At 54.6% G+C, this 24,190-nt stretch carries 19 protein-coding genes; 14 read left to right on the top strand and 5 right to left on the bottom strand.

Going from position 1 to position 24,190, the window contains the following annotated elements:
• Window positions 1-210 precede the first annotated feature (210 nt).
• The 14 genes from AXA74_RS05335 to AXA74_RS23800 all read left to right on the top strand — a co-directional run bounded on the left by AXA74_RS05335 (window position 211) and on the right by AXA74_RS23800 (window position 17,307).
• Window positions 211-1,005 carry an SDR family NAD(P)-dependent oxidoreductase gene (locus AXA74_RS05335; RefSeq protein ID WP_032979169.1) on the top strand — a complete coding sequence of 265 codons (795 nt, stop codon included), beginning with the start codon at window positions 211-213 and terminating at the stop codon, window positions 1,003-1,005.
• The gene (locus AXA74_RS23820; protein WP_080700958.1) at window positions 998-2,659 is read left to right on the top strand and encodes an LTA synthase family protein; all 1,662 of its coding nucleotides are present in this window, start codon (window positions 998-1,000) and stop codon (window positions 2,657-2,659) included. Before AXA74_RS05335 ends, AXA74_RS23820 begins: the two co-directional genes overlap by 8 nt.
• An 81-nt stretch (window positions 2,660-2,740) precedes the next feature.
• Entirely contained in the window at window positions 2,741-3,844 is a 1,104-nt protein-coding gene (locus AXA74_RS05325; protein WP_032979168.1) for an ABC transporter permease, read from the top strand.
• A gap of 18 nt (window positions 3,845-3,862) precedes the next feature.
• Window positions 3,863-4,972 (top strand): polysaccharide biosynthesis/export family protein, encoded by a 1,110-nt coding sequence (locus tag AXA74_RS05320; RefSeq protein ID WP_051593961.1) that lies wholly within the window; start codon window positions 3,863-3,865, stop codon window positions 4,970-4,972.
• 12 nt (window positions 4,973-4,984) lie between these two features.
• The gene (locus AXA74_RS05315; protein ID WP_032979167.1) at window positions 4,985-5,770 is read left to right on the top strand and encodes an ABC transporter permease; all 786 of its coding nucleotides are present in this window, start codon (window positions 4,985-4,987) and stop codon (window positions 5,768-5,770) included.
• Between the two features lie 71 nt (window positions 5,771-5,841).
• Window positions 5,842-6,423 (top strand): ABC transporter ATP-binding protein, encoded by a 582-nt coding sequence (locus AXA74_RS05310; protein ID WP_230588832.1) that lies wholly within the window; start codon window positions 5,842-5,844, stop codon window positions 6,421-6,423.
• Window positions 6,424-6,486: 63 nt separating this feature from the next.
• Window positions 6,487-8,355 carry a hypothetical protein gene (locus AXA74_RS05305; protein WP_126623622.1) on the top strand — a complete coding sequence of 623 codons (1,869 nt, stop codon included), beginning with the start codon at window positions 6,487-6,489 and terminating at the stop codon, window positions 8,353-8,355.
• On the top strand, window positions 8,352-9,350 hold the full coding sequence (locus AXA74_RS05300; protein WP_126623621.1) for a hypothetical protein: 999 nt from the start codon (window positions 8,352-8,354) through the stop codon (window positions 9,348-9,350). Before AXA74_RS05305 ends, AXA74_RS05300 begins: the two co-directional genes overlap by 4 nt.
• A 108-nt stretch (window positions 9,351-9,458) precedes the next feature.
• Window positions 9,459-10,592, top strand: coding sequence for an FkbM family methyltransferase (locus tag AXA74_RS23815; protein ID WP_162266980.1), 1,134 nt, complete (start codon window positions 9,459-9,461; stop codon window positions 10,590-10,592).
• A gap of 179 nt (window positions 10,593-10,771) precedes the next feature.
• The gene (locus tag AXA74_RS05295) at window positions 10,772-13,186 is read left to right on the top strand and encodes a capsular polysaccharide export protein, LipB/KpsS family (RefSeq protein ID WP_162266979.1); all 2,415 of its coding nucleotides are present in this window, start codon (window positions 10,772-10,774) and stop codon (window positions 13,184-13,186) included.
• Window positions 13,187-13,257: 71 nt separating this feature from the next.
• Window positions 13,258-14,379: a GDP-mannose 4,6-dehydratase gene (gmd, locus tag AXA74_RS05290; RefSeq protein WP_032979163.1), complete on the top strand. Its 1,122-nt coding sequence runs from the start codon at window positions 13,258-13,260 to the stop codon at window positions 14,377-14,379.
• A gap of 2 nt (window positions 14,380-14,381) precedes the next feature.
• Entirely contained in the window at window positions 14,382-15,356 is a 975-nt protein-coding gene (gene fcl, locus AXA74_RS23810) for a GDP-L-fucose synthase (protein ID WP_080700955.1), read from the top strand.
• 20 nt (window positions 15,357-15,376) lie between these two features.
• Window positions 15,377-15,838, top strand: coding sequence for a GDP-mannose mannosyl hydrolase (locus AXA74_RS23805; protein ID WP_080700954.1), 462 nt, complete (start codon window positions 15,377-15,379; stop codon window positions 15,836-15,838).
• Between the two features lie 23 nt (window positions 15,839-15,861).
• Window positions 15,862-17,307 carry a mannose-1-phosphate guanylyltransferase/mannose-6-phosphate isomerase gene (locus tag AXA74_RS23800; protein ID WP_080700953.1) on the top strand — a complete coding sequence of 482 codons (1,446 nt, stop codon included), beginning with the start codon at window positions 15,862-15,864 and terminating at the stop codon, window positions 17,305-17,307.
• An 11-nt stretch (window positions 17,308-17,318) separates the two neighbouring features.
• On the opposite strand, the gene AXA74_RS24120 is transcribed toward AXA74_RS23800, so the two are convergent.
• The 5 genes from AXA74_RS24120 to AXA74_RS05265 all read right to left on the bottom strand — a co-directional run bounded on the left by AXA74_RS24120 (window position 17,319) and on the right by AXA74_RS05265 (window position 24,160).
• Window positions 17,319-18,320, bottom strand: coding sequence for a class I SAM-dependent methyltransferase (locus AXA74_RS24120; RefSeq protein WP_126623620.1), 1,002 nt, complete (start codon window positions 18,318-18,320; stop codon window positions 17,319-17,321).
• A gap of 287 nt (window positions 18,321-18,607) precedes the next feature.
• Complete coding sequence (locus tag AXA74_RS05280; protein WP_230588831.1) at window positions 18,608-19,783, bottom strand: capsule biosynthesis protein; 1,176 nt, start codon at window positions 19,781-19,783, stop codon at window positions 18,608-18,610.
• Window positions 19,784-19,872: 89 nt separating this feature from the next.
• A complete protein-coding gene (locus tag AXA74_RS05275) occupies window positions 19,873-21,936 on the bottom strand; it encodes a capsular polysaccharide biosynthesis protein (protein ID WP_051593959.1) in 2,064 nt (687 codons plus the stop codon).
• A gap of 18 nt (window positions 21,937-21,954) precedes the next feature.
• Window positions 21,955-22,806 (bottom strand): 3-deoxy-8-phosphooctulonate synthase, encoded by an 852-nt coding sequence (kdsA, locus tag AXA74_RS05270; RefSeq protein WP_032979160.1) that lies wholly within the window; start codon window positions 22,804-22,806, stop codon window positions 21,955-21,957.
• Between the two features lie 13 nt (window positions 22,807-22,819).
• On the bottom strand, window positions 22,820-24,160 hold the full coding sequence (locus AXA74_RS05265; RefSeq protein ID WP_032964603.1) for an aminotransferase class I/II-fold pyridoxal phosphate-dependent enzyme: 1,341 nt from the start codon (window positions 24,158-24,160) through the stop codon (window positions 22,820-22,822).
• Between the last annotated feature and the right edge of the window lie 30 nt (window positions 24,161-24,190).

Below are 24,190 nucleotides of genomic sequence, written 5' to 3'. Positions count from 1 at the left end.
TTTCCAGTTAGAAGGCAAAACAGGTCCTTAACCGCAGCATCCGCCCACCGTGTCCTATTTCAGAGAATTGCAATTCTTTATTAGGTCTGCCTGCCCCCGCTTCACGTGCGTCGTGGGCGGCTCTAGCGTGTGCGGTGCGATCCATGCGGTCTTCCAGCTCTTTTGCCGTCCTCCCGATTGGACATAGGCAGGCACTGACGGGATGGGGGCATGAAGAATTCAAATGGTACTCGGCGCGGAGTACCCGACAGTGTGTTGATCACGGGCGCGACCGGCGGCATCGGTGCTGCTCTCGCGCGTGAATATGCACAGTCAGGCACCGAGACCCTCATCCTTCAAGGACGCAATCAGGCCCGTCTGCAGGAGCTCGAAGCGGAACTCACCGCCTTGGGCGCCCGTGTGGAGATCCAGGCGCTGGACGTGCGCGATCATGAAGCATTGACCCGATGGCTGCTTGACGTCTCCCGGCGCCATGCCCTTGATCTCGTCATCGCCAATGCGGGCGTCAATATCAATGTCGGTGCCGGCAACGCCGGGGAAGCGTGGGCGGACGTACAACGCCTGCTCGATGTCAATGTGCGCGCGGTATTCGCCACCGTGCATGGCGTGCTGCCTGCCATGCGTGAGCGTGGAGCCGGTCAGATTGCTCTCATCAGCTCGCTTGCCGCCTGGCGCGGCTTGCCCGAGACTCCCAGCTACAGCGCCAGCAAGGCCGCGGTGAAAGTCTATGGCGAGGCGCTGCGCGACAATCTGGCTGCCCAAGGTGTGCGCGTCAACGTGGTGATGCCCGGTTATGTCGAATCGCAGATGTGCTTCGACATGCCTGGTCCCAAGCCCTTTCTATGGACCGCGCCCGAGGCCGCGCGCGTCATTCGCCGAGGACTGGCCGCCAACAAGGCGCGCATCAGCTTTCCGTTTCCGCTGAACCTGGGGACTTTCCTCCTCGCCGTCATCCATCCCGCCGTGTCCGGCTGGATCCTGCGCAGGATGGGCTACGGTGCTTGAGGCCTTCTGGATCCCTCTGTTGCCGCCGTTCTTTCTCGGCCTGCTGCTCAGCTGGGCCGTGGAGTGTCTGTTGCTGCCCCGCCCCGCGGCGCCCTGGGGGCGGCCCTGGGCCGCCAACTTCACGCATCTAGGCGTCTGGCTGATCGCTTTCGCGCTGGAGCTGGCCTTGTTCCGCCGGCCATATTTTGCCGTGGCTAATGTCTTGGCCATACAACTGGTGATCATCCTGGTCAGCCGGGCCAAGTACCAGGCCCTGCAGGAACCATTCGTTTACCCCGATTTCGAGTATTTCACCGACGCGATAAAACATCCCCGGCTGTATTTGCCTTTTTTGGGCTGGTGGGGAGCGCTGGCCGCGGCGGGCGGTTATGGGCTGGCGTTGTGGTCGGGGTTGGTCTTTGAGGCGCCTATTACAGCGGGGGGTACTGCCTGGCATCGTGTGTCGATCGACCTTCCATCGACGATACGCCCGGGTGTGCCTTTAATGCGGTTCTATCCGGTCGTGCTGGGCATCGGCGCCGCCGGCCTGCTGCTCGCTTGGTGGGCAGGGAGGCGGCTGGTCGTTAATTTTGACGCAGCCGCAGATGTGCGGCAGCTAGGACTTGTTCCAGCGTTATGGGCGTATGGTAGCGCGGAGAGGGCACCGATCAGTCGGATGCAACAGCAAGCACCATTTTCTTCGGTGCCGTTCCCTCCATTAGGCGCAGAACTGCCTGACCTTATAAGCATCCAGAGCGAGTCTTTTTTCGACGTACGGCGTGCTTATTCGGTCGTTAAACCGGATGTGCTCAGCGAGTTCGACAAGCTCCGTGCCGGAGCGTTGGCGCACGGAGAGCTAGAGGTGGCTGCGAGAGGGGCCAACACCGTCCGAACGGAGTTTGCCTTCCTGTCCGGGATGAACCCCGATGATCTGGGTGTGCATCGATTTAACCCATATCGTCGGCTTGGAAGACATGGAGTTCCCACTCTCGCGAATTACCTAAAGGCAATTGGTTACCGAACTATCTGTGTGCATCCATATTACGGGAACTTCTATCGCCGAGATCGCGTACTACCTGCGCTAGGATTCGACGAATTTATAGACCTGAGGGCGTTCGAACGGGCGGAGCGAGTAGGGGCCTATGTTGGCGACAGCGCGTTAGCCGACTTCGTGATAGACCTATTACAGCGCAACGGAGATAAACGCCCGGTTTTCGTTCATGTCATCACAATGGAGAACCACGGCCCTCTGCACTGGGAAAAGATTGATCGAGAAAAAGAGGCGGACGTAATCGTCGGCAAGCTTCCAAAGCACTGCGAGGACCTAGTGGCATATTTGCATCACCTTCGTAATGCCGATTTGATGTTCAAAAAATTAAGTTCTTTTTTTGGGTCGGCAAAGCAACCCATCGGGCTTTGCCTGTTCGGGGATCATGTGCCGATTATGCCAAAAGTATATCGACATCTTGGGGCGGTCTCGGGCCGATCGGATTACGTGATTTGGCATAACCGCAAAGGCGAAGAGAATGAAGCGAGAACCCTCAACGTTTCAACGCTAGCAGCGCTTTTCCTGAGCAAGTGTGGACTAATGGAAAGTGGCGAGTGGAGAGTAAATTCACGAATCTGCCCGGGAGGCGGTACGAACCTTTGCACCGGAAATAACCTAGATCTTTGACACTCGACTCCCAAATCGGTCCGATAGGGTTTGCGGCAAAAAGGGCAATACTGGCCGCGGCTGCTGGATATATTACAAAAAATGAATCTAGAAAAAATTAGCGCCAAGAAATTATTTGTCGGCATAGTCATAGTCCCCATGATCTTGGCGACGGTCTATTACGTCGTCTTTGCGTTTGATCGTTACGTCAGCGCTGCACAGGTCGCAGTGCGACAAGTGGGTAATAACGAGGCGCCCCAGATGCCTGGACTCGCCGTCATGCTGTCGGGGCTGAACCCGACGTCGCGGGAGGAGACTCTCTATTTGCGTGAGTTTCTCACGTCGCAAGACATGCTCGACGTGTTGGAACGCGAATTGAATTGGTCGGATCATTATTCCGGTCGGTGGTCTGACCCGTTGTACTGGCTTACGAAGACAGCTCCGGAAGAGGATAGGCTCGATTATTATCGCCGGCTTGTGACCGCCAGTTTCGACGAAGAAACGGGGCTACTTTCCGTCAAGGTGCAAGCCTTTGAACCGGAGTTTGCCAACCAGGTTCTGAAAGTGATTCTTGGCGAAAGTGAGCGCTTTGTGAATGAAATATCACATCGCATGGCCCGGGAACAAATGGCCTTTTCGCAGAATGAATTGGCCAAAGCTCGAAAAGCCTACGAGGATAGGCGGGAAGAAATGCTGCACTTCCAAAGCAACAACAACCTGCTTGATGCCGAAGCTGCAGCAAAGGCGCGTGCTAGTGTAATTGCCGAACTGGAGGCGACGCTCACGAAGGAACGCACCACGCTCAAAGGGCTGACTGCGACGCTGGATTCCAATACCCCGCAGGTGAGACAGCAGAAAAATCGCATTTATGCCATCGAGCAGCAGCTCTCGGCCGAGACTCAACGCCTCGTGTCGCAAGCAGGAGGAGATAAACTGAATGTTGTGGCTTCTCGTTATAGAAATCTGACAATAGATGCGGCAATAGCCGAAGAAGCCTACAAATTTGCAGTTGGCTCTGTCGAATCTGCTCGGATCGAAGCAAGTAAAAAAATCCGCAGTCTAGTGACAGTGGTTTCTCCCAATATGCCAGATAGTCCTATCTATCCGGAACGGATATATAACCTAGCTACGTTGTTCGTCATTTTAATTCTGATGTATGGAATTGTTAGGTTTATTATCGCGACTATTCAAGATCATCGGGATTGACGGACTTCTGGGTAACCCATGAACAGCAAATACTTTCCAATTGTTGTACGCGCAGCCGCTTTGGCTTCCTTTCTTGCATTGGCCGGCTGTGGAAGTATTCTTTCCTCTGCGGGTCCGTCGAGACATGCGATTATGAACGAGGACCAGTCTCAGGATTACGTGGTCATCGACCTCACCGCACAGACCATCGCGCCTTATATTCGTGCCCCGGAGGTTGATCCGGGAAAGTCCGTCGTGTTTCCCGCCGTTCCGGATATTCATTTGGTTCCCGGCGACGTGCTCCGAGTAATGATCGCCGACACTGCGCAGGAAGGCGCGATATTCGCTCCCTTGACTGTCGGGGGGACCGTATTTGACAACGTGCGTGTGGACAGTAAAGGCATAATTTCGCTGCCATATGTCGGACGGCAACATGTGGTGGGGCTCAGCCCGACAGAAGTCGAGGACCTGATACGGAAGCGTTTGAAGGGGATGACTTCCGATGTGCAAGTTCAGGTTTCCCTAACTGGCGATTTGTCTGGATCGGTTTTGGTGGCAGGCGCCGTAAAGACACCAGGCCGGTTCTCCGCGTTGCAAGGGCCGCTTACCTTATTGGATGCAATAAATCGCGCCGGTGGGCCAGTTCTCGAGCCACACCTGATTCGTGTCGTCGTGCGTACTGGAGAGTCTTCCTATAACTTCAATTATCAAGACCTGCTCGCGGGCAAGAACCAAGTGATTCCACCTGGTGCCGAGGTTGTCTTAGAGCGGGCGCGCAAGCGGTTCGTAGCGATGGGAGCAGTCGGCGACCCCGGATTACACGATCTGCCGTCCAATAATCCTAGCCTCTTGGAGGTGCTGGGCGCAGTAAAAGGATTGAATGAGACGAAGGCAGATTCGGCCGGCGTGTTTGTGTTCCGTCTGGATGAGCAAATGGGCCCGGCGGCATCAAGCGAACAGCCGCCCAAGGCGAAGGTCTTTCGCCTAAATCTTAAGGAACCCGCGGCAATGTTTCTGGCGCGACAGTTCTTGGTGCAACCGGAGGATGCAGTTTACGTCACCAATGCCGCTGTGTACGAGTGGCAGAAAATAATCTCGCCGATCGTGCAGGTGTTGGTGTTGGGTCGAACTATTAACGCGGATTTTTAATAATTCATAAAAATGAATAAACGCCCTCCGCTAATTATTCTTCGTGATGTAATTTTCGCCTTGGTACTTCGCGAAGTGCGAGGGCGTCTGGGCGCAAATCGACTTGGGGCGTTCTGGCTAATCTTCGAGCCCCTGGCCCATATTGTCATCTTGATCAGCATCTACACCTTGATCCGGGCTCACAAAGGATATCTTGTCCAACTGCCGGTTTTTCTGGCCGCAGGCGTGATTCCGTTCTTGTTGTTCAAGAACGTAGCCTTGAAAGGTATGGAGGCTGTAAGCGCCAACAAGGCATTGTTTTCCTATCGGCAGATAAAACCGTTCGACGCAATTTTTTCTCGGGTAATTGTCGAGTCTTCGTTGATGCTCTGTATATACGCTCTCGTCATGCTGGTGCTGAGTGCGTGGGGCGGCTATGCCTTTGCCATTCATAAACCCCTTGCATGGTTTGCGTATTTAGGGGCGGGTATCGCAATGTCCTTCGGTTTGGCATTGCTTTTCTGCATTGTGGGAGAGGCGGTTCCTGAAGTGAAAACCATATTCAGGCTGGCCTTTACTCCCCTATATTTTATATCTGGTGTAATAGTCCCGGTGTGGATGATTCCGAAAAAGTATCTTGAATGGATATTATGGAACCCGTTTCTGCACGTTATCGAGGGGATGCATCAAAGTTTGTTTTCTGTTTATCCGAAAATTACTGACGTCAATCTCTACTATCCCTGGTGTTGGGCGATCAGTTTGATTTTTGTCGGATTGGCCCTTTATCGCGCGCGTCGCCTAAATCTGGTGGCCATATGATAGAACTCAGAAACGTTACGAAATCGTATCAGTCCAGCAAAGGCAGATCGTACGTTTTTCGTAATCTGTCATTGAAAATCCCCGAAGGGCGAAATGTCGCGATTCTGGGAAATAATGGAGTTGGAAAATCCACCTTGCTGAGACTTCTTGGCGGAATAGATACCCCCGATAGCGGGACTATTTACACCAACAAAACTATTTCGTGGCCGGTGGGATTGAGCGGTGGATTCCAAGGGTCGCTGACGGGCAGGGAGAACACGAAATTCGTCGCCAGGGTATATGGAGCCTCAGGCGAGAGGATGAAGCAAGTTATACGATATGTGGAAGAATTCGCCGAAATCGGCCAATATTTTGACCAGCCAGTGAAATCGTACTCGTCTGGGATGAGAGCCAGGCTCGGCTTTGGACTCAGCTTCGCTTTTGATTTTGATTATTATTTAATCGATGAGGCTATGTCGGTGGGGGATGCCCATTTCCGGGAGAAAGCCGCCGCGGTTTTTCATGACAGGATTGGTACGGCGAATGTTTTACTTATTTCTCATGGTATGGGGCAGGTCCGCGCAATGTGCGATTACGTACTATTGTTGAAGAAAGGATTTGTCGAAGAGTATGAGGATGTAGAAGCCGGGATTCAGGCCTACCAACGCGGATAGATTCGAAAAAAATCATTCGAGTACTCTATGTGCTGCCGATGGGCGGCGCGTCGGAATAATAAAATGAACGAAATAGCGATATTGGGGCACGAAAATTCGGGCTTGTATCAGGTCGAGGATGTTCTCTCTCGCTGTGGTATGGCGCGCCCTCGACCATCCAAAAAAGATGGCCTGGCGCCAGCAGAGATCACGCAGATAATTTGCCGAGCGCACGGGATCGTCGAAGATGCTGCGGAAAGCCCGTTTGCACAGCTTCAGGTGGGGCCCATATGGAACGGGCTTGCCTTAGATCTCGTTCTGGCAAACATCGGTCAGTCTGTCTGGGGTTGGGCAGACCCCAACACTGTCTACCTGCTGGATTTCTGGCGAGAACTAGAACCGCGTATGACGTTTGTGCTGGTATATGACAGCCCAGGCCGTCTATTGAGCGGGTGTGCTGGCGGCTCTGTTCGGTCTGCAGACGACGCGCATGAACGGATCAATAGTTGGCTGGCATATAACAACGCTATCCGCCGATTCTATCTGACGCATCCGGACAGATGTCTGCTCGTTCATTCGCAACAGGTCCCTTTGGCACTTGAAAGCTATTTGGAACAATTGCAGGCGCGAGTGGGTGGACAACTTCTTTACAAAGACAACGTGGCCTGGCCCGAGGCGCTGCCTCTTGCACAGTTGTCCAGCTCTTTGCCGCCCGACCTTCTAGTGGCGCTTGAGGCCGCAAAAATTGAGATTCCTGAGATATCGGGGAAGCTTGGTCGCGCGGATTCATACCTGGCTGGACAAGTCATCGGAGCCAGGCCTGAATGCTGGAAGCTATACGATCAGCTCCAGGCGATCGCAAATCTTCCGTTGGAGGCAGGACAGAATACGCCTGCCATCCAGGAGAGCGCGCTGGATGCATGGGTCCAGATGCAAGGCGAACGCCGGGCACTTGAGTTACTGATTACCCGGCTTGGCGCATATAGCCTGGAAGTGAACAGCCGTTTGAAGGCTCAGGATGACCACATCCAAGCCAAAGAGGCGGAGATCCAAGCTCAAGTCCTGGCAATAAAACAGGCTCAGGAAGAAGCCCAGGCAAAGGCAGAAGCACTCGATTCGACCTTGCTAGAACTGCAATATAGCCACGAAGAATTAGTCCGGACGAACCAGGCGCTACACATGCGAGAGTCGGCGCTGCACGCGATGCAAAGCGACCTCGAAGTCAGTCTACAGGCTCTCCAGCAAAGCCGAGATGAGCTGCATGTTAAAGACGAGGCTTTGAGGTATGTCGACCAGGAGCTACGGTCTAAGGAGGAAGCGTTCAGGCAAATGGCAGTCACGAGCGAATCGGCATCCAGGAGGGCTGATAGCTACGAGGCGGAGTTGGCGCTATCGCGTAAATTGGCCGAAGGTTACAAAGGCGCGCTTGCAGAGGCACAGCGAAAAATGCAGCTGTTGGAAACACATAGCGCGCAGCATGCGGCAGGTGCGGTCGACGAACTGGCCGAGGCCAAAGCTCAGTTGTTAGTAAACCAGATAGCACAATTGCAGGACGAATTGGAGCGCCGAGCTCAAGAAAATATAAAAACAATTCGCTCTGTGTCACAGACTGCGCCGCTTCGTCGTGGGGCTGCAGAGCGCGTGAAACAGGATCTTCCGTATCGCTTGGGCAGTCTAGTAGTTCAACACGGCGCTACGATCAGTTTGCCGTGGAGAGTTGCGCGAGAAACGAGGGAGTTCTGGCGCAAGCAATCTATCGGGGAGGGGCTCCCGCCTCTGAATGAATTCTCCGATTCGCACGAGGCGGAGCGTGTCAAGCAGCATCTCTCATATCGGCTTGGATTGATTCTTGTCGAGCGTGGAAACCGACCGCTTGCATGGCTTGGTCTGCCATTTGCGCTTCTGAAAGAAGCCAAGAAATTCAAGAAAGATCGCAAACAGAAGACAGTATGAGGAAGGCGATGCTGAACGCTCAAAGGGCTGATCCAGTGCTAAGGGACTGGTTAAGAATTCTTCAGGCGGTATACCGTCCTGCCAGTGTGCTGTTGGTGGGCGCTGGAGACGGATCCGGTGATCTAGCACGCTTCGTCCAAGAAATGGAGTGTGGCAAAAAGGTCTTTATCGAGGCCGAGGACGATCAGTACCAAGCTCTGCGGCAACTATTAGCCACCAAAGAGGGGCGGTTCCAAACACGGCAGGCGGTGGTCGCCGAAACCGCATCCCAGTTCAGCTTCTTTAAATCATCGCTGATCGACGAGAGCGGAATTCTGGCGCCGGAAGATTTGATTCCCTTATGGGCCAACCTGAAGACGACAGCGCGACGAGAGGTTCAGGGCACGCCTTTGAAGCAACTTCTGGCGATGTTCCCTAGCGACTGGTTGATCATCGACTGTATGCCGAGCGGCGAGATGCTTCGAGGCGCGACAGCACTTCTTGATCGGGTCAACGTGGTACTGGCTCGTGTCGTCATCCCAAGCTCGGTCGTATCTATTCCGGACGAGTTGCTGTCGCGTTGCGGGCAGGAGGCCGTGGATTCCAGCTTAAGCGGACTAGGTTTCCATCACGCAATTACGCAGTCGAGCGACCATCCGAGAGTAGGTCATGCATTGTATGTACGAAGCCAAGCGGCGCAAACCGTAGTGCCGGGGGAAACAGAGGGAAGTTCCGGGGTAGATGCAAAAGCGATAGTGGTACCCGAGCAGCCACAGGATGCTTCCCGAAAAGTGGGTGCAGTTGATTCCAGCATGGCAGAAACTATGGCCCAACTTGAAGCTATCGTCAAAAAACATGGCGATGAAATCGAGAAATTGAAACGACGTATAGCTGACATCGGCGACTCTATCGCTCGACAAATAAATCAGCAGGCCATAGCCAAGGAACAAATTACACGCGCCTCTTCTCAAGTCGATCTGCTAAAACAGATCTTCATGCAAGAGAACCTCCGTTAATTCTCGAATGCAAGGCCGAGGATGCATACAACAAATCAGAAGAATATCTCTGAGTTCATAATAGACGAATGCTCCTCCGGACGGTGGGATGCGGTTAAGGCCGTCAAGTTGACCCAGATAGAGAAGACTACCGACAGATCCCGTCTTGCTTTGTACCTGGGCGTGGCGAAAATTCGGGGTGGTTCGAGGGCCCAAGGTATGGAATGCATTGAGCAGGCCCGTGAATGGGGCGCATCTTTGGAGGATGCGGCTCAACTGCTATTTAGCAGCATACACAGACATCTTGCCGTTGCAGAACTGGCGCTGCAAGATCCTCGAGCGGCCATAAAACAATTAGTCCTCGCTGCGGCTTGCCAATCGAGTGATGAACAGCCACTGGCCAGAGCGCAAGCCGATCTGATGTTGGCCAACATCGAAGCCGGCAACATACAGGACGCATATGCGGTTATGGAAGCCCAACTCAAGGAAATGTCGGCTGGCAGACCGGCTACTGCCGAAATTGAAATATTTTCAAGTGAACTGCGCACTATTCGTGGCGAGTTGGCGCTTGCGCAGCAGCGAGGCCTATTGAGCGCCGCGCTATCGCAATCTGGGCCCATAGAGAATGAGACCTCGAAGCGGCATGCTCAAACAGGGTCAATGTCCCAACTGGGTCAAGATATGTGGGTAATCGAAAAATGTAAATTCAAACGAGGCGGGTATTTCGTTGAATTCGGCGCGACGGATGGAGTGCTGCTGAGCAATACCTGGTTGCTCGAGAAAAAATATGGCTGGACGGGTATATGCGCGGAGCCAAATCCAGAATTTTTCTCTAGGTTGAAGATAAACCGAAGCTGTACCGTAGTCGACTCATGTATAGGTAAAAACACCGGCGAAGAGGTGGAGTTTATTTTTGCGGATGTGTATGGCGGGAATGAAAAACATATGTCAGACGATAAGCACGGGGATAAGCGCCGGCTGTATCGCGATCTAGGTCGGACCGCAAAATTGCGCACAATATCGCTTCATGACTTGTTGAAAGAACATGAGGCGCCGCACACCATAGACTATATAAGTATTGATATAGAAGGCGGCGAGTACGAAGTGCTTAGTGGATTCCCATTTTCAAGTTGGGATGTGAGGTACTTAACCATCGAGCATAATTTCGGTGCTCGTCGAGAAGATATATTTAATATTATGACAAGAAACGGTTATCGACGTACCGAGATGAAATGGGATGATTGGTACGAAAAAATTGTCTGACGTCGATTAAAAAATATTTTGTTTTCCAGGCCGCGGGGTGCGTAATGTTCCATTCAATATATACCGATGTCCTACTTAATATTGGGGGGGTCGACCCAATTACAAAGGACCGGTTACTCCATCAACTCGGTGTCCTGAGTCTTGCTGAGCTGTTTACTATTCGGCAGAAGAGACGCTCAATGATTGACGGCCTGGAAAGATTGTGGATCAACTTCCAGTCCAAGAGTCAATCGGCTGCCCCGCTTCCCAGCCCTATGGCATTGACTAGTAGAGATTTGGTAACCGCAATTCCGTGGAAGCCAGCCGGGATGAATACCCTCGTCCCCACCATGCTTGGAGCTGGACCGTTGAAATTCTCAGCCAAAGCGGATGACCTCGGCGGCGCGCATTTTTTCTATGCATTTGGGATGGGGAAAGGTGCCGGAAACCTCGCTGTTGAGGAGGCAGCGAGTCGCGCGTCGCGCCCCGTGATCAGAATGGAGTATGGCTTCATCTCCTCGTTCGACCTGGCATTGAATGACTCGATTCAGCACTCGATAATTCTATGCCCCGGGACAATGTATTACGATGCTCGCAACGAGTCGTCTATGGAGCGAGATCTCAACTCGGAAGATTTTGCTATCTCATCCGAGGATGCCAGCCGCGCGGACTCTCTAATCAAGACAATTATCGAACGTAAACTGACAAAATACAATCATGCGCCCGACATTCCGCTTGCCGATCTTATCGAAGTTTCGGCACGGAAAAAAATCCTACTAGTGGATCAAAGGTTTGGCGACGCTTCGATTTCCATGGGGCTGGCGAATCAAGATTCGTTTCAGAGGATGTGGGAGTATGCGCTCGAACATACTGAACACGATATTTTGGTGAAGCTCCATCCAGACGCAGTAGGCGGCGGTAAAGAATCCTGCCTATCCAAAATTCTGCCTAAGGAGCTGCCCAAGAACGTATATCTGTTGAAAAGCGATATCAATCCGTTCAATGTGCTATCTGAAGTTGATAAGGTTTTTGTGTGCGTCTCCCAGTTGGGCTTCGAAGCGCTTATGCTGGGTAAAGAGGTGCATTGTTTTGGCGTTTCTTTCTACACCGGCTGGGGCCTGACAACAGATCATGTGAAGCCGTTGCGTCCGCGGAGAAAACGGAGTCTGCAGGAATTATTCTATATTTTTTATATCGAATATAGTAGGTACGCCATCGATGTCGGGCGGCCTTGTGAACTGGAGCAACTTCTTGATCATTTGCATCAAAATAAGCCTCCGGCAGTCTCTGTTATACAAGGACACAGAAAGATCAGCGCCAAAACAAGCGGACTGAAGATATTGTTCATTATCCCATCGGGGCGTTTTGGAGCTACCGGTCGTTACTTTCAGGTTCTGGCGCTTGAGCTAAAAAAACTGGATGCCGAGGTCCTGGTATTGGCGGAAGCCTATGAAAATAAAGTCTATGAAGGCATCGAATGGCTAAAAATAGAGTTTGACGGGGTCCGGCTGGCGAAAACACTGAGGAAGCGGATAGTCGATTTTGCGCCCGATGTCATATACGAAAATGGCGTACGAACACGGGCTCAAAGAGCGGCCCTTGAGGCGCTGTATTTGACCAATGCGAAACTGGCATTGCAGTCCGAGGATGACGATGTTCAGGTTTATCTGGCGCGCCATCCGAAAGCAAATAAAGACCTGATTCAGGTTCTGGACAAACCGCGTCTATCTCACCATGAGATTCTGAAATTCATTAAGCTCAACGACTGGGTTCATACAGCCAAGGTATTGATGAATCCCGATTATGATCGTTGGGTAGACCCGTTGCTACGGGCACTTTGTTATCACTGCTCATCGCTAAACACCGCGATCTGGCATCCATTTGCCCGCCGCCTTACAGACGAGTTCGGGGCGCCGACTATGGTCGTGCCGCCGGTCGCTGATATGAGAGAGTTGACTGAACAACGATTGGCGCCTATTCGACAGGAGCGGCTGGGGCCAGTAAAAGAGGGGAATGTCGTTCTATTTTTAGGCGGCACGATTTATGACTACTCCCCAGAGTTCGAGCTGTTCCTCCGCTCGCTGAATATTCTTTGCGAGCGGGAAGGGAGGTATGACGTTTCCCTGGTTGTAGTGTCTGGGCGTTCAAAACTAAACGTCTCAGAGCTCGCGCGACAAACTTTGGACGTGCGGATTCAGTTTATTGATTTGGGCGCCCCCGACGATAACGAGTATATGCGCTATTTGGTGCTATCCGATGTCATTTGTTCGCCCGGACTTCCTGACAGATTTAACTTGTACCGGCTTCCATCTCGCTTGGTAAAGGCCATGCTGATTGGTAAGGCTATCTTGAGCACGAAGATCGGTTTCGGCGAATCGCTCGAGCATGGTGTAAACGCGATTCTGATTGATGGAGAGGATCCTGCTGAATGGGCGAAATCCATGAGTATGATCTTCGATCGCAACGCGATCCGACGCATCGGGCAGGAAGGGATGGCTTTTGCGAAAATTAATTTCGACGCGCGAAAAGTGGCCGGCGAATTGCTAGATAAATTTTATGATCTGACTCAGCAAAGAAGTAGTAGCTTATCGGCGCCGCAAGTTGCCTCCCGGTAGTGCCCAGGTTGCTTTGACCTATACGTCCAGGTGAACTTCACCTGTCCAAATTCATTTCGTGTTGGTGTTCTATGCGTAAAAAGGCTTTAATTACCGGAGTGACCGGTCAAGACGGCTCCTACTTGGCGGAGTTTTTGCTCGAACGAGGCTACGAGGTTCACGGGATCAAACGGAGAGCTTCGTCCTTTAATACACATCGGATTGACCACATCTATGAAGATCAACATAGTGGGAAAGCCAGTTTAAGGCTTCATTATGGCGATCTAACTGATTCGTCAAACTTGACGAGAATAATTGCCGAGGTCGAGCCTCACGAGGTATATAACTTGGGGGCTCAGAGTCACGTCGCCGTAAGCTTCGAGTCCCCCGAGTATACGGCTGACGTTGATGCGTTGGGCACCCTGAGACTGCTTGAGGCGATCCGGTTTCTAGGGCTCGAGAAAACAACTCGTTTTTATCAAGCGTCAACATCCGAGTTGTACGGGCTAGTGCAGGAGATCCCGCAAAAAGAAACAACCCCCTTTTACCCCCGTAGTCCCTATGCTGCGGCCAAACTGTATGCCTACTGGATCACCGTGAACTATCGAGAAGCCTACGGCATGTATGCTTGCAACGGTATCTTGTTCAACCATGAGTCGCCGCGGCGCGGAGAGACTTTTGTGACAAGAAAAATTACTCGTGGCTTGGCTAATATAGCCCAAGGGCTGGAGCGCTGCCTCTATATGGGTAACCTGGATGCCCTTCGCGACTGGGGCCATGCCAAAGATTATGTACGCATGCAGTGGATGATGTTGCAGCAGGAAACCGCCAGGGATTTCGTTGTTGCGACGGGGGTTCAGCACAGTGTTCGCCAATTCATTACCTGGGCGGCAGCCGAGTTGGGCATCACGCTTGAATTCGAGGGCAGCGGGCTGAACGAGCGAGGAATAGTCAGTGCGGTCCGTGGTGAAAACGCGCCCGCTGTGAAAGTGGGCGATGTGGTAGTTGTAATTGACCCTCGCTATTTCCGGCCAACGGAAGTCGAGACTTTGCTCGGAGATCCGTCCTTGGCGAAATCGATTTTGGGTTGGGAACCGCACATTACAGTGCAAGAAATGTGCGCTGAGATGGTTGCGGAAGATCTGCGCGTGGCAAAGCGGCATGCCTTGCTCAGGGCACATGGTCATGATGTCGCAGTTTCGGTAGAGCGCTAAAAATGGCTACAGCAACCAAGCGTATTTGGGTGGCGGGTCACCGCGGCATGGTGGGATCAGCTATTGTCCGTCAGCTACAGAAACAAGACGGTGTCGAAATTTTGACGGTCGATCGCGGGGACCTCGATTTACGCGACCAGCATGCAGTTCAACGTTACGTCAAGGAGGTCCGTCCCGACCAAGTCTATTTGGCTGCTGCCAAAGTCGGTGGAATATTGGCCAATAATACCTATCCTGCCGATTTCATCTACGAGAATTTGTTAATTCAATCGAATGTGATACACGCTGCTCATTTGGCGGATGTGGATGAGCTGCTTTTTTTGGGATCTTCATGCATATATCCTAGGCACGCAGAACAGCCGATTCGGGAGGAGTCTCTGTTAACGGGTGCTCTTGAACCCACCAACGAGCCTTACGCCATTGCAAAGATTGCTGGTATAAAACTATGTGAAAGCTATAACCGGCAGTATGGAAGAGACTATCGTAGCGTGATGCCCACTAATCTTTATGGGCCCAACGATAACTTTCATCCGCAGAATAGTCATGTGATACCGGCGTTGATGCGCCGTTTCCATGAGGCCAAGCTCGACGATTGTCCGGAGGTGGTAGTCTGGGGAAGCGGAACACCACAGCGCGAGTTTCTCCATGTTGACGATATGGCTGCCGCGTGCGTCCATGTGCGGCAACTTAGCCGTGCCGTACTAAGTTCGAAAATAGAACCCATGCTGAGTCATATTAATGTCGGGACTGGCGTGGATTGCACTATCCGCGAGCTTGCGATGGCCATGGCCGACGTTGTTGGTTTCAAGGGAGATGTTAGTTTCGATGCTTCGAAACCGGACGGAACTCCTAGAAAGCTTCTGGATGTCAGCAAACTTCGGGCATTGGGATGGAGTGCTTCGATCAAGCTGGAACAGGGTCTGGCCAGCACATACGAGTGGTACTTGGCCAATGTTTCAGACGCTCGCTCGACATGAGATTATGTTGAGGCAAGGCCATGTGGATCGATGATAAAGGTTTCCGGCAGGTATTGGCTCTGACACCACTCGTTTCCATCGACCTTTTAATTCAAAATTCAATAGGCGATGTACTGTTGGGTCGTCGGCGGAATCGCCCGGCGCTGGGTTCTTGGTTTGTACCTGGTGGACGAGTGCGGAAAGGGGAGAGGCTCGCTGAAACTTTTACTCGCTTAGTGCGAGACGAGGTCAATGCCGTAGGTGACATGAAGGACGCCCGATTTCTTGGAGTGTTCGAGCACTTCTATGACGATAATACTTTCGGGGACAGGGATTCGGGGACTCACTACGTAGCCCTGGCATACTCCTTGAGGCTAAGCAATGGGATTGATCAAATTGCCTCCGACAGTCAGCACAGTAGTTTAATGTGGTGGCCGGTGGACATGGCGAAAGCTGATCCTACGGTTCATCCATATACCAAGGCATATCTAGAAGGCCTTTGACAAGCCTATAAACGATACAAGAGATGCAGATTCAGCCCATTATTATGGCAGGTGGTTCGGGGACTCGTTTGTGGCCTCTATCGCGAACCAAATATCCTAAACAGTTCCTGCCGCTGGGAAGCGAGGGACGGACATTGCTTCAGTCCGCACTGGACCGTTTGGACGGCTTGCTCCCGCAGGCGCGAGTGGCGGATCCTCTCGTAATCTGCAACGAAGACCACCGTTTTCTCGCTGCAGAGCAACTGCGGCTACATGGGCGTGGCAATGTGTCACTCTTGCTTGAGCCGGTAGGTCGAAATACTGCGCCCGCGGTGGCGCTGGCGGCATTATACGCACAGGCCAAGGCTGTCGAAGCAGGCGATGGCGATGACCCGATATTGCTGGTGCTTGCCGCAGACCATCTGATCGGGGACACCTGTTCCTTCCATCGAACTATCGAGACCGCGCTTCCCCTTGCTCTAGACGGCCATCTGGTCACCTATGGGATTGTGCCGACCGCGCCGGAAACGGGCTATGGATATATAGAAATTGGATGTTTGATCGGACAGTCAGGCGGATTCAAGGTGGATCGCTTCGTAGAGAAACCGGACCTGGAGACGGCCCAACATTATCTTGAAACAGGGCGATTTTTATGGAACAGCGGAATGTTCATGTTTGGCGCCGGCCATTATCTGGAGGAGCTGGATAAATTTTCTCCAGAAATCGTTCGCTCTTGTCGTGCCGCAATGGCAGGAAGCAGACGTGATCTTGAGTTTATTCGTATCGATGAACAGGCTTTTTCCAGCTGTCCTTCAGATTCGATTGATTATGCCGTCATGGAAAAGACCACGGCTGCGGCGGTAGTTCCGATGAGCTGTGGTTGGAGTGATCTCGGTTCCTGGTCTTCATTGTGGGAAAACCAGGATCGGGATGAATTGGGTAACGTCGTCCACGGTGATGTCGCGATTGTCGACAGCGAAAATTCTTATGTGTGGGCGTCCAGTCGTCTTGTGTCGCTATTAGGCGTCAATGATATCGTGGTGGTGGAAACGAAGGATGCCGTGCTGGTAGCCGATCGGTCGAAAGTCCAGCACGTGAAGGCGATTGTTGAGAAAATCAAGGCGGCGGGGCGCCGGGAGCACCAGGAGCATCGGGAAACCTATCGCCCTTGGGGAGTCTACGACTGTGTCGATGCCGGGAGACGCTATCAGGTTAAACGAATCACTGTGAAGCCAGGTGCAAAATTATCGGTTCAAATGCACCATCATCGCGCCGAACACTGGATTGTGGTAAGTGGAACAGCCAAGATCACCAATGGCGACAGGACTTGTATCTTGACGGAAAATGAGTCTACGTATATTCCCATTGGCCAGATACATGCACTTGAGAATCCCGGAGTGATTCCTCTGGAGCTCATCGAGGTGCAGTCTGGTGCTTATCTGGGAGAGGACGATATTGTTCGGCTCGAAGATAGGTACGGCCGTAGTTGAACGGCAACTGATTATTTGACTGCGTCGACGTACCAGCTCATGGCAGGGCTTGTTTTGTCAAAATAGCGGGTGTCTCTCAGTACGGGCGAAATGCTTTGCCCATAAGCAGAGGGGATGACGGTGCTAAACCCTGCCGTGCTGAGCATCCGGCATATTTTTGAGACATTGAACCAATTGACATGAGCGCCGATCGACTCGTTGAGTGAGCGGTCTGACAAGATCGAAGCTCGATCTAAGGTTTCGTAGACGTTTGGGCTCGACCACAAAAAACTGCGGCATTCATCGGGTGAAAGGTGTACGCTATTTTCCGGGCGTATTAATAGAGATACTTGATCGATAACGAAATATTCTATAGGTAATCGTTGATCAGCTTTGCCCAGGACCTCGGTTAGACGAGAGCCTCCCTTGAGATACTGGCTATATCCGTAGTAACTGTAGTCCTTGCGCTTTGCCGCTTGTAACCCCAAGTCAATGTTCGGAGCTGTTATTCGGAATATGCCGCCTTTAGCAAGTAGCCGATAGACATCTCTAAAGAAGAAATCATTATCCTCGTCGTAAGCGTGTTCTACAATATGGCTGGCATAGGCGATCAGCAGGCTTCCATCGTCGATTTCTAATGGACGGCGATCATACATGTCCCAGCGGTAGTCTATGGCCTCGCGAAACGTTTTCCCTCTCGTCTCTGACCACATCTGTCCACCTTGCCCGGCATAGATTTTATCGGCGGTAGACCAATATTTATGGCGAAAATCGCCTGGTCCAAAGTTGATGAAGGGCCGCCGTGCTAATGTCTTATGATCATAATGCTCTAAATAAATACGATCATAAAAATCATCTAGCAAGTGCCGGCGCTTATTGGCGTACACTGAACCTAGCACAATGCGGTTAAGCGCCTGTTTGTCAGTGTAGTGGCGGGAATAGACTTCCTTTGCCGACTCATCTCCTACCATTTCCAACATTTCCGCCAACGTCGGTCCTGGGGCATTATGATTGATCAACGAGTTGTCGGTCATGCTGGATGGCCTTTTTTTACTTGTTGAAATTCCGCCGCAAGGGGGCTTTTGCCTGACACACGCGCGAGCCACTTTACGACGTGTCGGCGGCCCAGACTAGCATGTCAAGATGTATTTTTCATTCCGTGAAACTCCTACCTTTTCGGGTCGTCTCTATTTGGCCCGGAAAAGAAGGAGGGCCAGCATCGACGGGAACGCTTGACGTGTGTTGGGTAGCATGCAGGAGCGGAGCCTCGGAAAGACTGGCTATGTCCTTTGGCGGAAAGGCGTTGTCCGCGGTCTAACAGTTAGTGCACTTCTTGCCGGAGTGCGAGTCGAGTGGGGAAATGGTCGCGTACGGGGTCGTCATGCTGGGCCAGGCGTTCAACAGCCCTGGCGACGGCGATATCGATCCCGTGGCTGGAATAGAATCCACCATTGATCTGTGTATGCGCGATGACTACGCTGCGGAAATCTTTCATCAATCGGCCATTCGGCCTGCTACCTTTTGTCCAGAATTGATCGAGGCTGCCCTGGAAGGTGAGGCCGGGCAAATCGTACAGTGCTTTACCCAGCGGCTTTGTCGGCCTGTTATGAATCAGCGATGAAGCGCCCACGGTGCTGTTGACGGTTACGACTCCCTGAGTGGCGCTCAAGAGCGCAGGCAGGTTGCCGCTTTCCAGATAGAAGACGCGATCGGATATCCCCAGAAGGACCGCCTGTTCAGCGACAAGACGTTCGTAGGGGACGAGCCCAGGATCAAGTGGGTGGATCTTGATGGCCAGGCGGGTATTCGCTGGAGCATGCGCGGAAAACGAACGCATGGTCTCGATCATGGCGTCCAGCATGCTGGCGAACGGCGAGTGATGCACGATCTGCGCATCGGTGTTCAGCTGCAGGGGAAGCAGGAAGAACGGTGAATCGGGCGATTCGGCAATCAGGGTGTTCTCGATGCGGCGAGTCTTCCTGGTGGTGTACTGCAGGCGCAGGCCTCTCCGTGCGTATCCCAGATATTCCGTGATGGGGTTGTAAGGGACGTGGCTCTGCACGCCTGGATGAAGCAAGGGATTGAGCCCGGCCCAGAAGTTATACCCGACGTCGTAGGCCGCTCGTTTCCAGAAGGGATTCGAGAAGGGTTCTCCCTTCTGGCCATGGGCCACTTTAAGGGCTTCTTCGTGATACCAATCCGGATTGCGCGGAAGGCGGGAGTGGCCGTTGACGCCATCACGCTCTAGCGTTATCCAGTAGGGGCGGAAATAGCCTTCTTCGAACACATGGACGCGAATGCCGCGCTCCCTGGCCAGTTCGATGGCAGGACGGTGGACGGGACGGCAGTCTCCGAAGAGAATAATGTCGGAAATTTCGTGTTGTTCGAACTGCTTGGCGTAGAACTCGGGCAAGTCCGCCATCGGCCCGCGGTATGCGACGGCTTCGCCGCAACGCCAGTAAACCCGATCGCCCGCGCTGAAATTCACTTTGCGCACGCGATGGCCCAATCCCCGCAGGGCCCGCGCCAGGCGAGGGAAGAATGGGGAGCACACCCCCTGGAGGAAAAGGAAGCGTTGTGGCCGGCTCATCGTTTGACCAGGAATCCGGCACGAGTCCAGAGCTTCATTTTGTGCCATTGGCGTTGCAGATACGTTTTGCGCACGGTGTTCAATCTGTTCGAGGTTGTCAGTAGGTCGCGCTGGCGGATGATGTGCCGTAATGCGGCTTCACAGGTGGTATACCCTTTCAGCGTCCAGTCCCAGTATGTGGGGTAGTGCAACAAGGCGCCGGCAACGAGCTCATCGAGCGTCAAGGAGCGGTCGCGCCTCGGGATGATGAGGCGATCTTCCGTCAAGCCCCAGCCGGCATAGAAAGGCGCGCCATAGGTCACGACAGGTTTGCCTCGCAGCAAGCCTTCGAAGCCGCTGAGAGAGGTCATTGTGTGGACCTCGTCGCAGGCGCTGACGCAGTTGACGATCGACACCTTTGTTTCGATGACATCCGCGTAGCGCAAGGCGTCGGCCTGATGCAACCTTCCCTTGCGGTTGCGGACCATAACGTCGGGGTGAGGCTTATAGACAATGAAGGCATTGGGCCGCGCCGCGCGCACCGCCTGCAGCAGGGCGAGATTGGTGCGAATCTCCCCGCAGCCATAAAGAATAGATGCGTCGTCTTCGACTTGGCCGGGGACCAGCACCACCCGTTTCCCCAGAGGCCTCCAGCCAGGCGGTTCCGTGGGTTCAATATTGTATTTGGTGAGCTGATGGTCGACGATAAGGGCGCGCGTCACCCGCGCGCGTGCGAGATCATCTTGCGTGAACCGGCGCGTATTCAACAAGATCTCGAGCGAGCTCGGCTGCCGTGCGTCAAAGTAGAGGCCTTGCTCATCGAATACCAGCGCCTGGGCAGGCACGAAGTCGGAGCCCAGCCCCACTGAACGGATAAAGCCGTCTTCCATCAGCGCCAGCCGGGCGCCGCTGGCCCGGGCCAGCTCGCGGACTGCCTCAGGAGGATTGGCCCCCCAGACAATCAGGCGGTCCGTGTCGCCTGGCCGCAGCCGGGCCGCCGCGCTGGCATGCGGTACGAACTTGGCGCGCCGGGCATCCAGGGCAAGAAAGGGAGCTACGTTGTAGGCTTTCCAACGTCGAAAACCGACGGCGATGCTGCGGCCCTGTTCGGCCGCGTGGAACGCCCGTTGCCGCGCCAGCCACTTGATGACATCGAAGATGTTGCCGCGCTCGTGGGTCTCGGGATCGAGATACCGTGTGTAGTGCAGATAAGCCGCTGCAAAAAGTTCGTCCACGCTGCGCCGCCGCTGCCGGCGTGCGCACGCGACCTGGTCGTTCGTGACCCCCCAGCCGGCATACCAGGGCAGGCCCATGCAGGTGACGGGTTTACCCAACAGCAAGGCCTCGAACCCCATGTGCGACGTTACCGTGTAGACATGGTCCACGGATTCGAGCAGGCGAATGGGGTTGACGGGTTGCCGCAAGAGCACGCACCGTTCGTCGCCGCGCCAGGCGCTCAGATAACCCATCTTGTCCCCTCGGCTGACTTCGGGGTGGGTTTTGATGAACAGCGTGGCGTCGGGATGCTCCCGTCGGGCGAGGGCCACCATGGCCTGGAAGCTTTCTGGCGATGCCAGGCCGTATTCGATGCTGGCATCGCCACGGGTCTGGTCGATGACAAGCACGCGCTTGCCGGCGCGTGCGAGTTCAGGCGGTAGTGTGTCGGGGGCGGCGTTGTATTTGCTAAGGCCATGCCGGATGATGAGATCCCGGGCCTGCTGATAATCTGCTCCGATACCGGTCAAGACATCGGTCGAGGAAGCAAGCAGGGATTCGAGACTGGAGGGGCGCGTGCCGTCATAGTAGATGCCGTCCCGATCGACGACCAGCGACAGGGATGGATGGGTCGCGCCCGTGCCGAACGCTCGCAAAAAACCGTCTTCCAGGGCGAGGAATGGCAGGCCTCGACGCTGTCCGATCTGGCGAGGCTTATGGGTGGTCGGGCGTAAGCCCCAACCGACGATGGCCCGTATCTCCTGGCGTTCGATATCCCGTGCGCGGCGCAAGTGCACCACCGGCTCGCCGACAAGCGCCGTCAATCCGGGGAGCTGCGAAAGCTTGCGGGAAAAGGTTCCTAGCAAATCGATGGTCCTGAAGGATTAGTCGATGATCAGGGGAGGAAACGACTTCACCAGCGCGTCCACCGCCTGGAGCTGCGCCAGATAGGGTTCGAGTTGTGCCAGCGGCAAGGCGCTGGGACCGTCGCACAGGGCATGGGCGGGGTCGGGGTGAGCTTCGAGGAAGAGGCCGGCCAGGCCCAATGCCATGGCCGAGCGCGCGAGTTGGGCGCTTTGCTGGCGGCGTCCGCCCGAGGCGGCGCCGCCGGGGTCGCGTTGCTGCAGGGCATGGGTCACGTCGAAGATGACGGGCAAGCCGCCAGTGGTTTTCTTCATCACCTCAAAGCCCAGCATGTCGACCACGAGGTTGTCGTAGCCGAAGCAGGTGCCGCGGTCGCAGAGAATGAGCCGTTCATTGCCGGCTTCGCGGAATTTCTCGGTGATGTGCACCATCTGCGAGGGGCTCAGGAACTGCGGTTTCTTGATGTTGATGACGCGGCCGGTCTTGGCCAGGGCGGTGACCAGGTCGGTCTGGCGCGCCAGAAAGGCGGGCAGCTGTAGGACGTCGACCGTTTCGGCCACGATGGGCGCTTGCCAGGGTTCATGCACGTCGGTGATGACGGGCACGCCGAACTCCGCTTTCACTTTTTCGAAGATGCGCATGCCGGCCTCCAGGCCAGGGCCGCGATACGAATGGATGGAGGAGCGGTTGGCCTTGTCGAAGCTGGCTTTGAAGACGTAGGGGATGCCCAGCTTGCGGGTAACGCGGACATACTCGGCGCAGGCCTTGAGCGCAAGGTCTTCGGATTCCAGGACGTTGATTCCGCCAAACAGCACGAATGGCAGTTCGTTGGCGCAGCGGATGGAGTCCGTGATTTGAATACTGTGCGTCATCTTGGTTCTCGGTTCAGAGCAGGGATTTTAGGGTGCTGACGGTCTGGCGGATCTGTTCCTCGGTGTGGGTGCACGAAATAAAGAAGCGCAGGCGCGCGGCTTTTTCCGGGACGGCCGGGTACAGGATGGGCTGGACGTTGATGCCATGATCGAACAGCTGGGCCGAAAGGCGGGTCGCCTTGAGCGAGCTGCCGACGATGGCGGGCACGACGGCCAGGCCCTCGCTGGTGCCGGTGTCGATGCCAGCGGCGCGGGCCTGCGAGAGGAACTGTTGTCCGCGCGCCTGCAGGGTCTGCACGCGGTCGGGCATGTCTTGCATGCGTTTGAGCGCGGTGAGGGCGGCGGCGGCCACGGGCGGCGGCATGCCGACACTGTAGAGGAAGCCGGGAGCGAGGAATTTCAGATGCTCGACCAGGGCACTTTCGCCGGCGATATAGCCGCCACAGGCGGCCAGGGTCTTGCTCAATGTGCCCATCCAGATGTCGACATCGCCGCCGTCCAGCCCGAAGTGTTCGCGGATGCCGTGGCCGCGTTTGCCCATTACCCCCAGGGAGTGGGCTTCGTCGACCATGAGGAAGCAGCGGTGGCGCCGCTTGATCTCGATGAAGCGGGGCAAGTCCGGGTAGTCGCCATCCATGCTGTAGATGCCTTCCAGCACGATGAGCACGCGCTCGAATTGATGGCGCTGCTCATCGAGCAGGTTGTCGAGCGTGCTCCAGTCGTTGTGCGGGAACGGCAGCCGCCGGGCGCCGGAGAGCTGTATGCCTTGCAGAATGCTGTTGTGGATCAGTTCGTCGTGCAGGACGAGGTCGCGCGGGCCGAAGAGGTGGCCGATGGTCGACACATTGGTGGCGTGGCCGCTCACGAAGGTGATGGCGTCATCCACGCCGTACAGGCGAGCGATCTCGACTTCCAGTTCGCGGTGGATGGGGCGCTCGCCGGACACCAGGCGGCTGGCCGAGACCGAGGTGCCATAGCGGTCGATGGCACGCTTGGCGGCTTCGGCGACGGCCAGGTCGCCGGACATGCCCAGGTAGTTGTAGCTGGAGTAATTGATGTAGGTCTTGCCGCCGATGCGCGTATGGTCGTTGGCGGTGCCTTCATGTACCTTGAAGAAGGGATTCTGCAGGCCCAGCTTGGCCGCGCCATCGTTCAGGATGCGCAGTTGCTTGTAGCTGGGATGCAGGTGAAAGCGATAGAACTCTTCCGGGATGGCCTTGCGGTGGTTCGCGGGAAGCACCGGGGCGCCTGTATCGGGGCCGGAGGCCGCCTGGCGCAGCTTGCGTTCCAGTGCTTGCTGGATCAGTTTGTCTTTGAGTCCAGCAGCCAGGCCGGGAGGTTTGGGTTTGATCACGATAAGGAAATAGGCAGGGGCAAACCGACG

This window comes from Bordetella hinzii LMG 13501, from assembly GCF_001548475.1.
GTDB classification, from domain to species: Bacteria; Pseudomonadota; Gammaproteobacteria; order Burkholderiales; family Burkholderiaceae_B; genus Bordetella; species Bordetella hinzii.
The sequence above is the reverse complement of the archived record's forward strand: the minus strand, read 5'-3'. Positions and strand labels throughout refer to the sequence as shown.

Coding starts and splice junctions, on each gene's coding strand:
- AXA74_RS05335 (WP_032979169.1), top strand. CDS start 211: ATGAAGAATTCAAATGGTACTCGGCGCGGAGTACCCGACAGTGTGTTG.
- AXA74_RS05325 (WP_032979168.1), top strand. CDS start 2,741: ATGAATCTAGAAAAAATTAGCGCCAAGAAATTATTTGTCGGCATAGTC.
- AXA74_RS05320 (WP_051593961.1), top strand. CDS start 3,863: ATGAACAGCAAATACTTTCCAATTGTTGTACGCGCAGCCGCTTTGGCT.
- AXA74_RS05315 (WP_032979167.1), top strand. CDS start 4,985: ATGAATAAACGCCCTCCGCTAATTATTCTTCGTGATGTAATTTTCGCC.
- AXA74_RS05305 (WP_126623622.1), top strand. CDS start 6,487: ATGAACGAAATAGCGATATTGGGGCACGAAAATTCGGGCTTGTATCAG.
- AXA74_RS05300 (WP_126623621.1), top strand. CDS start 8,352: ATGAGGAAGGCGATGCTGAACGCTCAAAGGGCTGATCCAGTGCTAAGG.
- AXA74_RS05295 (WP_162266979.1), top strand. CDS start 10,772: ATGATTGACGGCCTGGAAAGATTGTGGATCAACTTCCAGTCCAAGAGT.
- gmd (WP_032979163.1), top strand. CDS start 13,258: ATGCGTAAAAAGGCTTTAATTACCGGAGTGACCGGTCAAGACGGCTCC.
- fcl (WP_080700955.1), top strand. CDS start 14,382: ATGGCTACAGCAACCAAGCGTATTTGGGTGGCGGGTCACCGCGGCATG.
- AXA74_RS23805 (WP_080700954.1), top strand. CDS start 15,377: ATGTGGATCGATGATAAAGGTTTCCGGCAGGTATTGGCTCTGACACCA.
- AXA74_RS23800 (WP_080700953.1), top strand. CDS start 15,862: ATGCAGATTCAGCCCATTATTATGGCAGGTGGTTCGGGGACTCGTTTG.
- AXA74_RS24120 (WP_126623620.1), bottom strand. CDS start 18,320: ATGACCGACAACTCGTTGATCAATCATAATGCCCCAGGACCGACGTTG.
- kdsA (WP_032979160.1), bottom strand. CDS start 22,806: ATGACGCACAGTATTCAAATCACGGACTCCATCCGCTGCGCCAACGAA.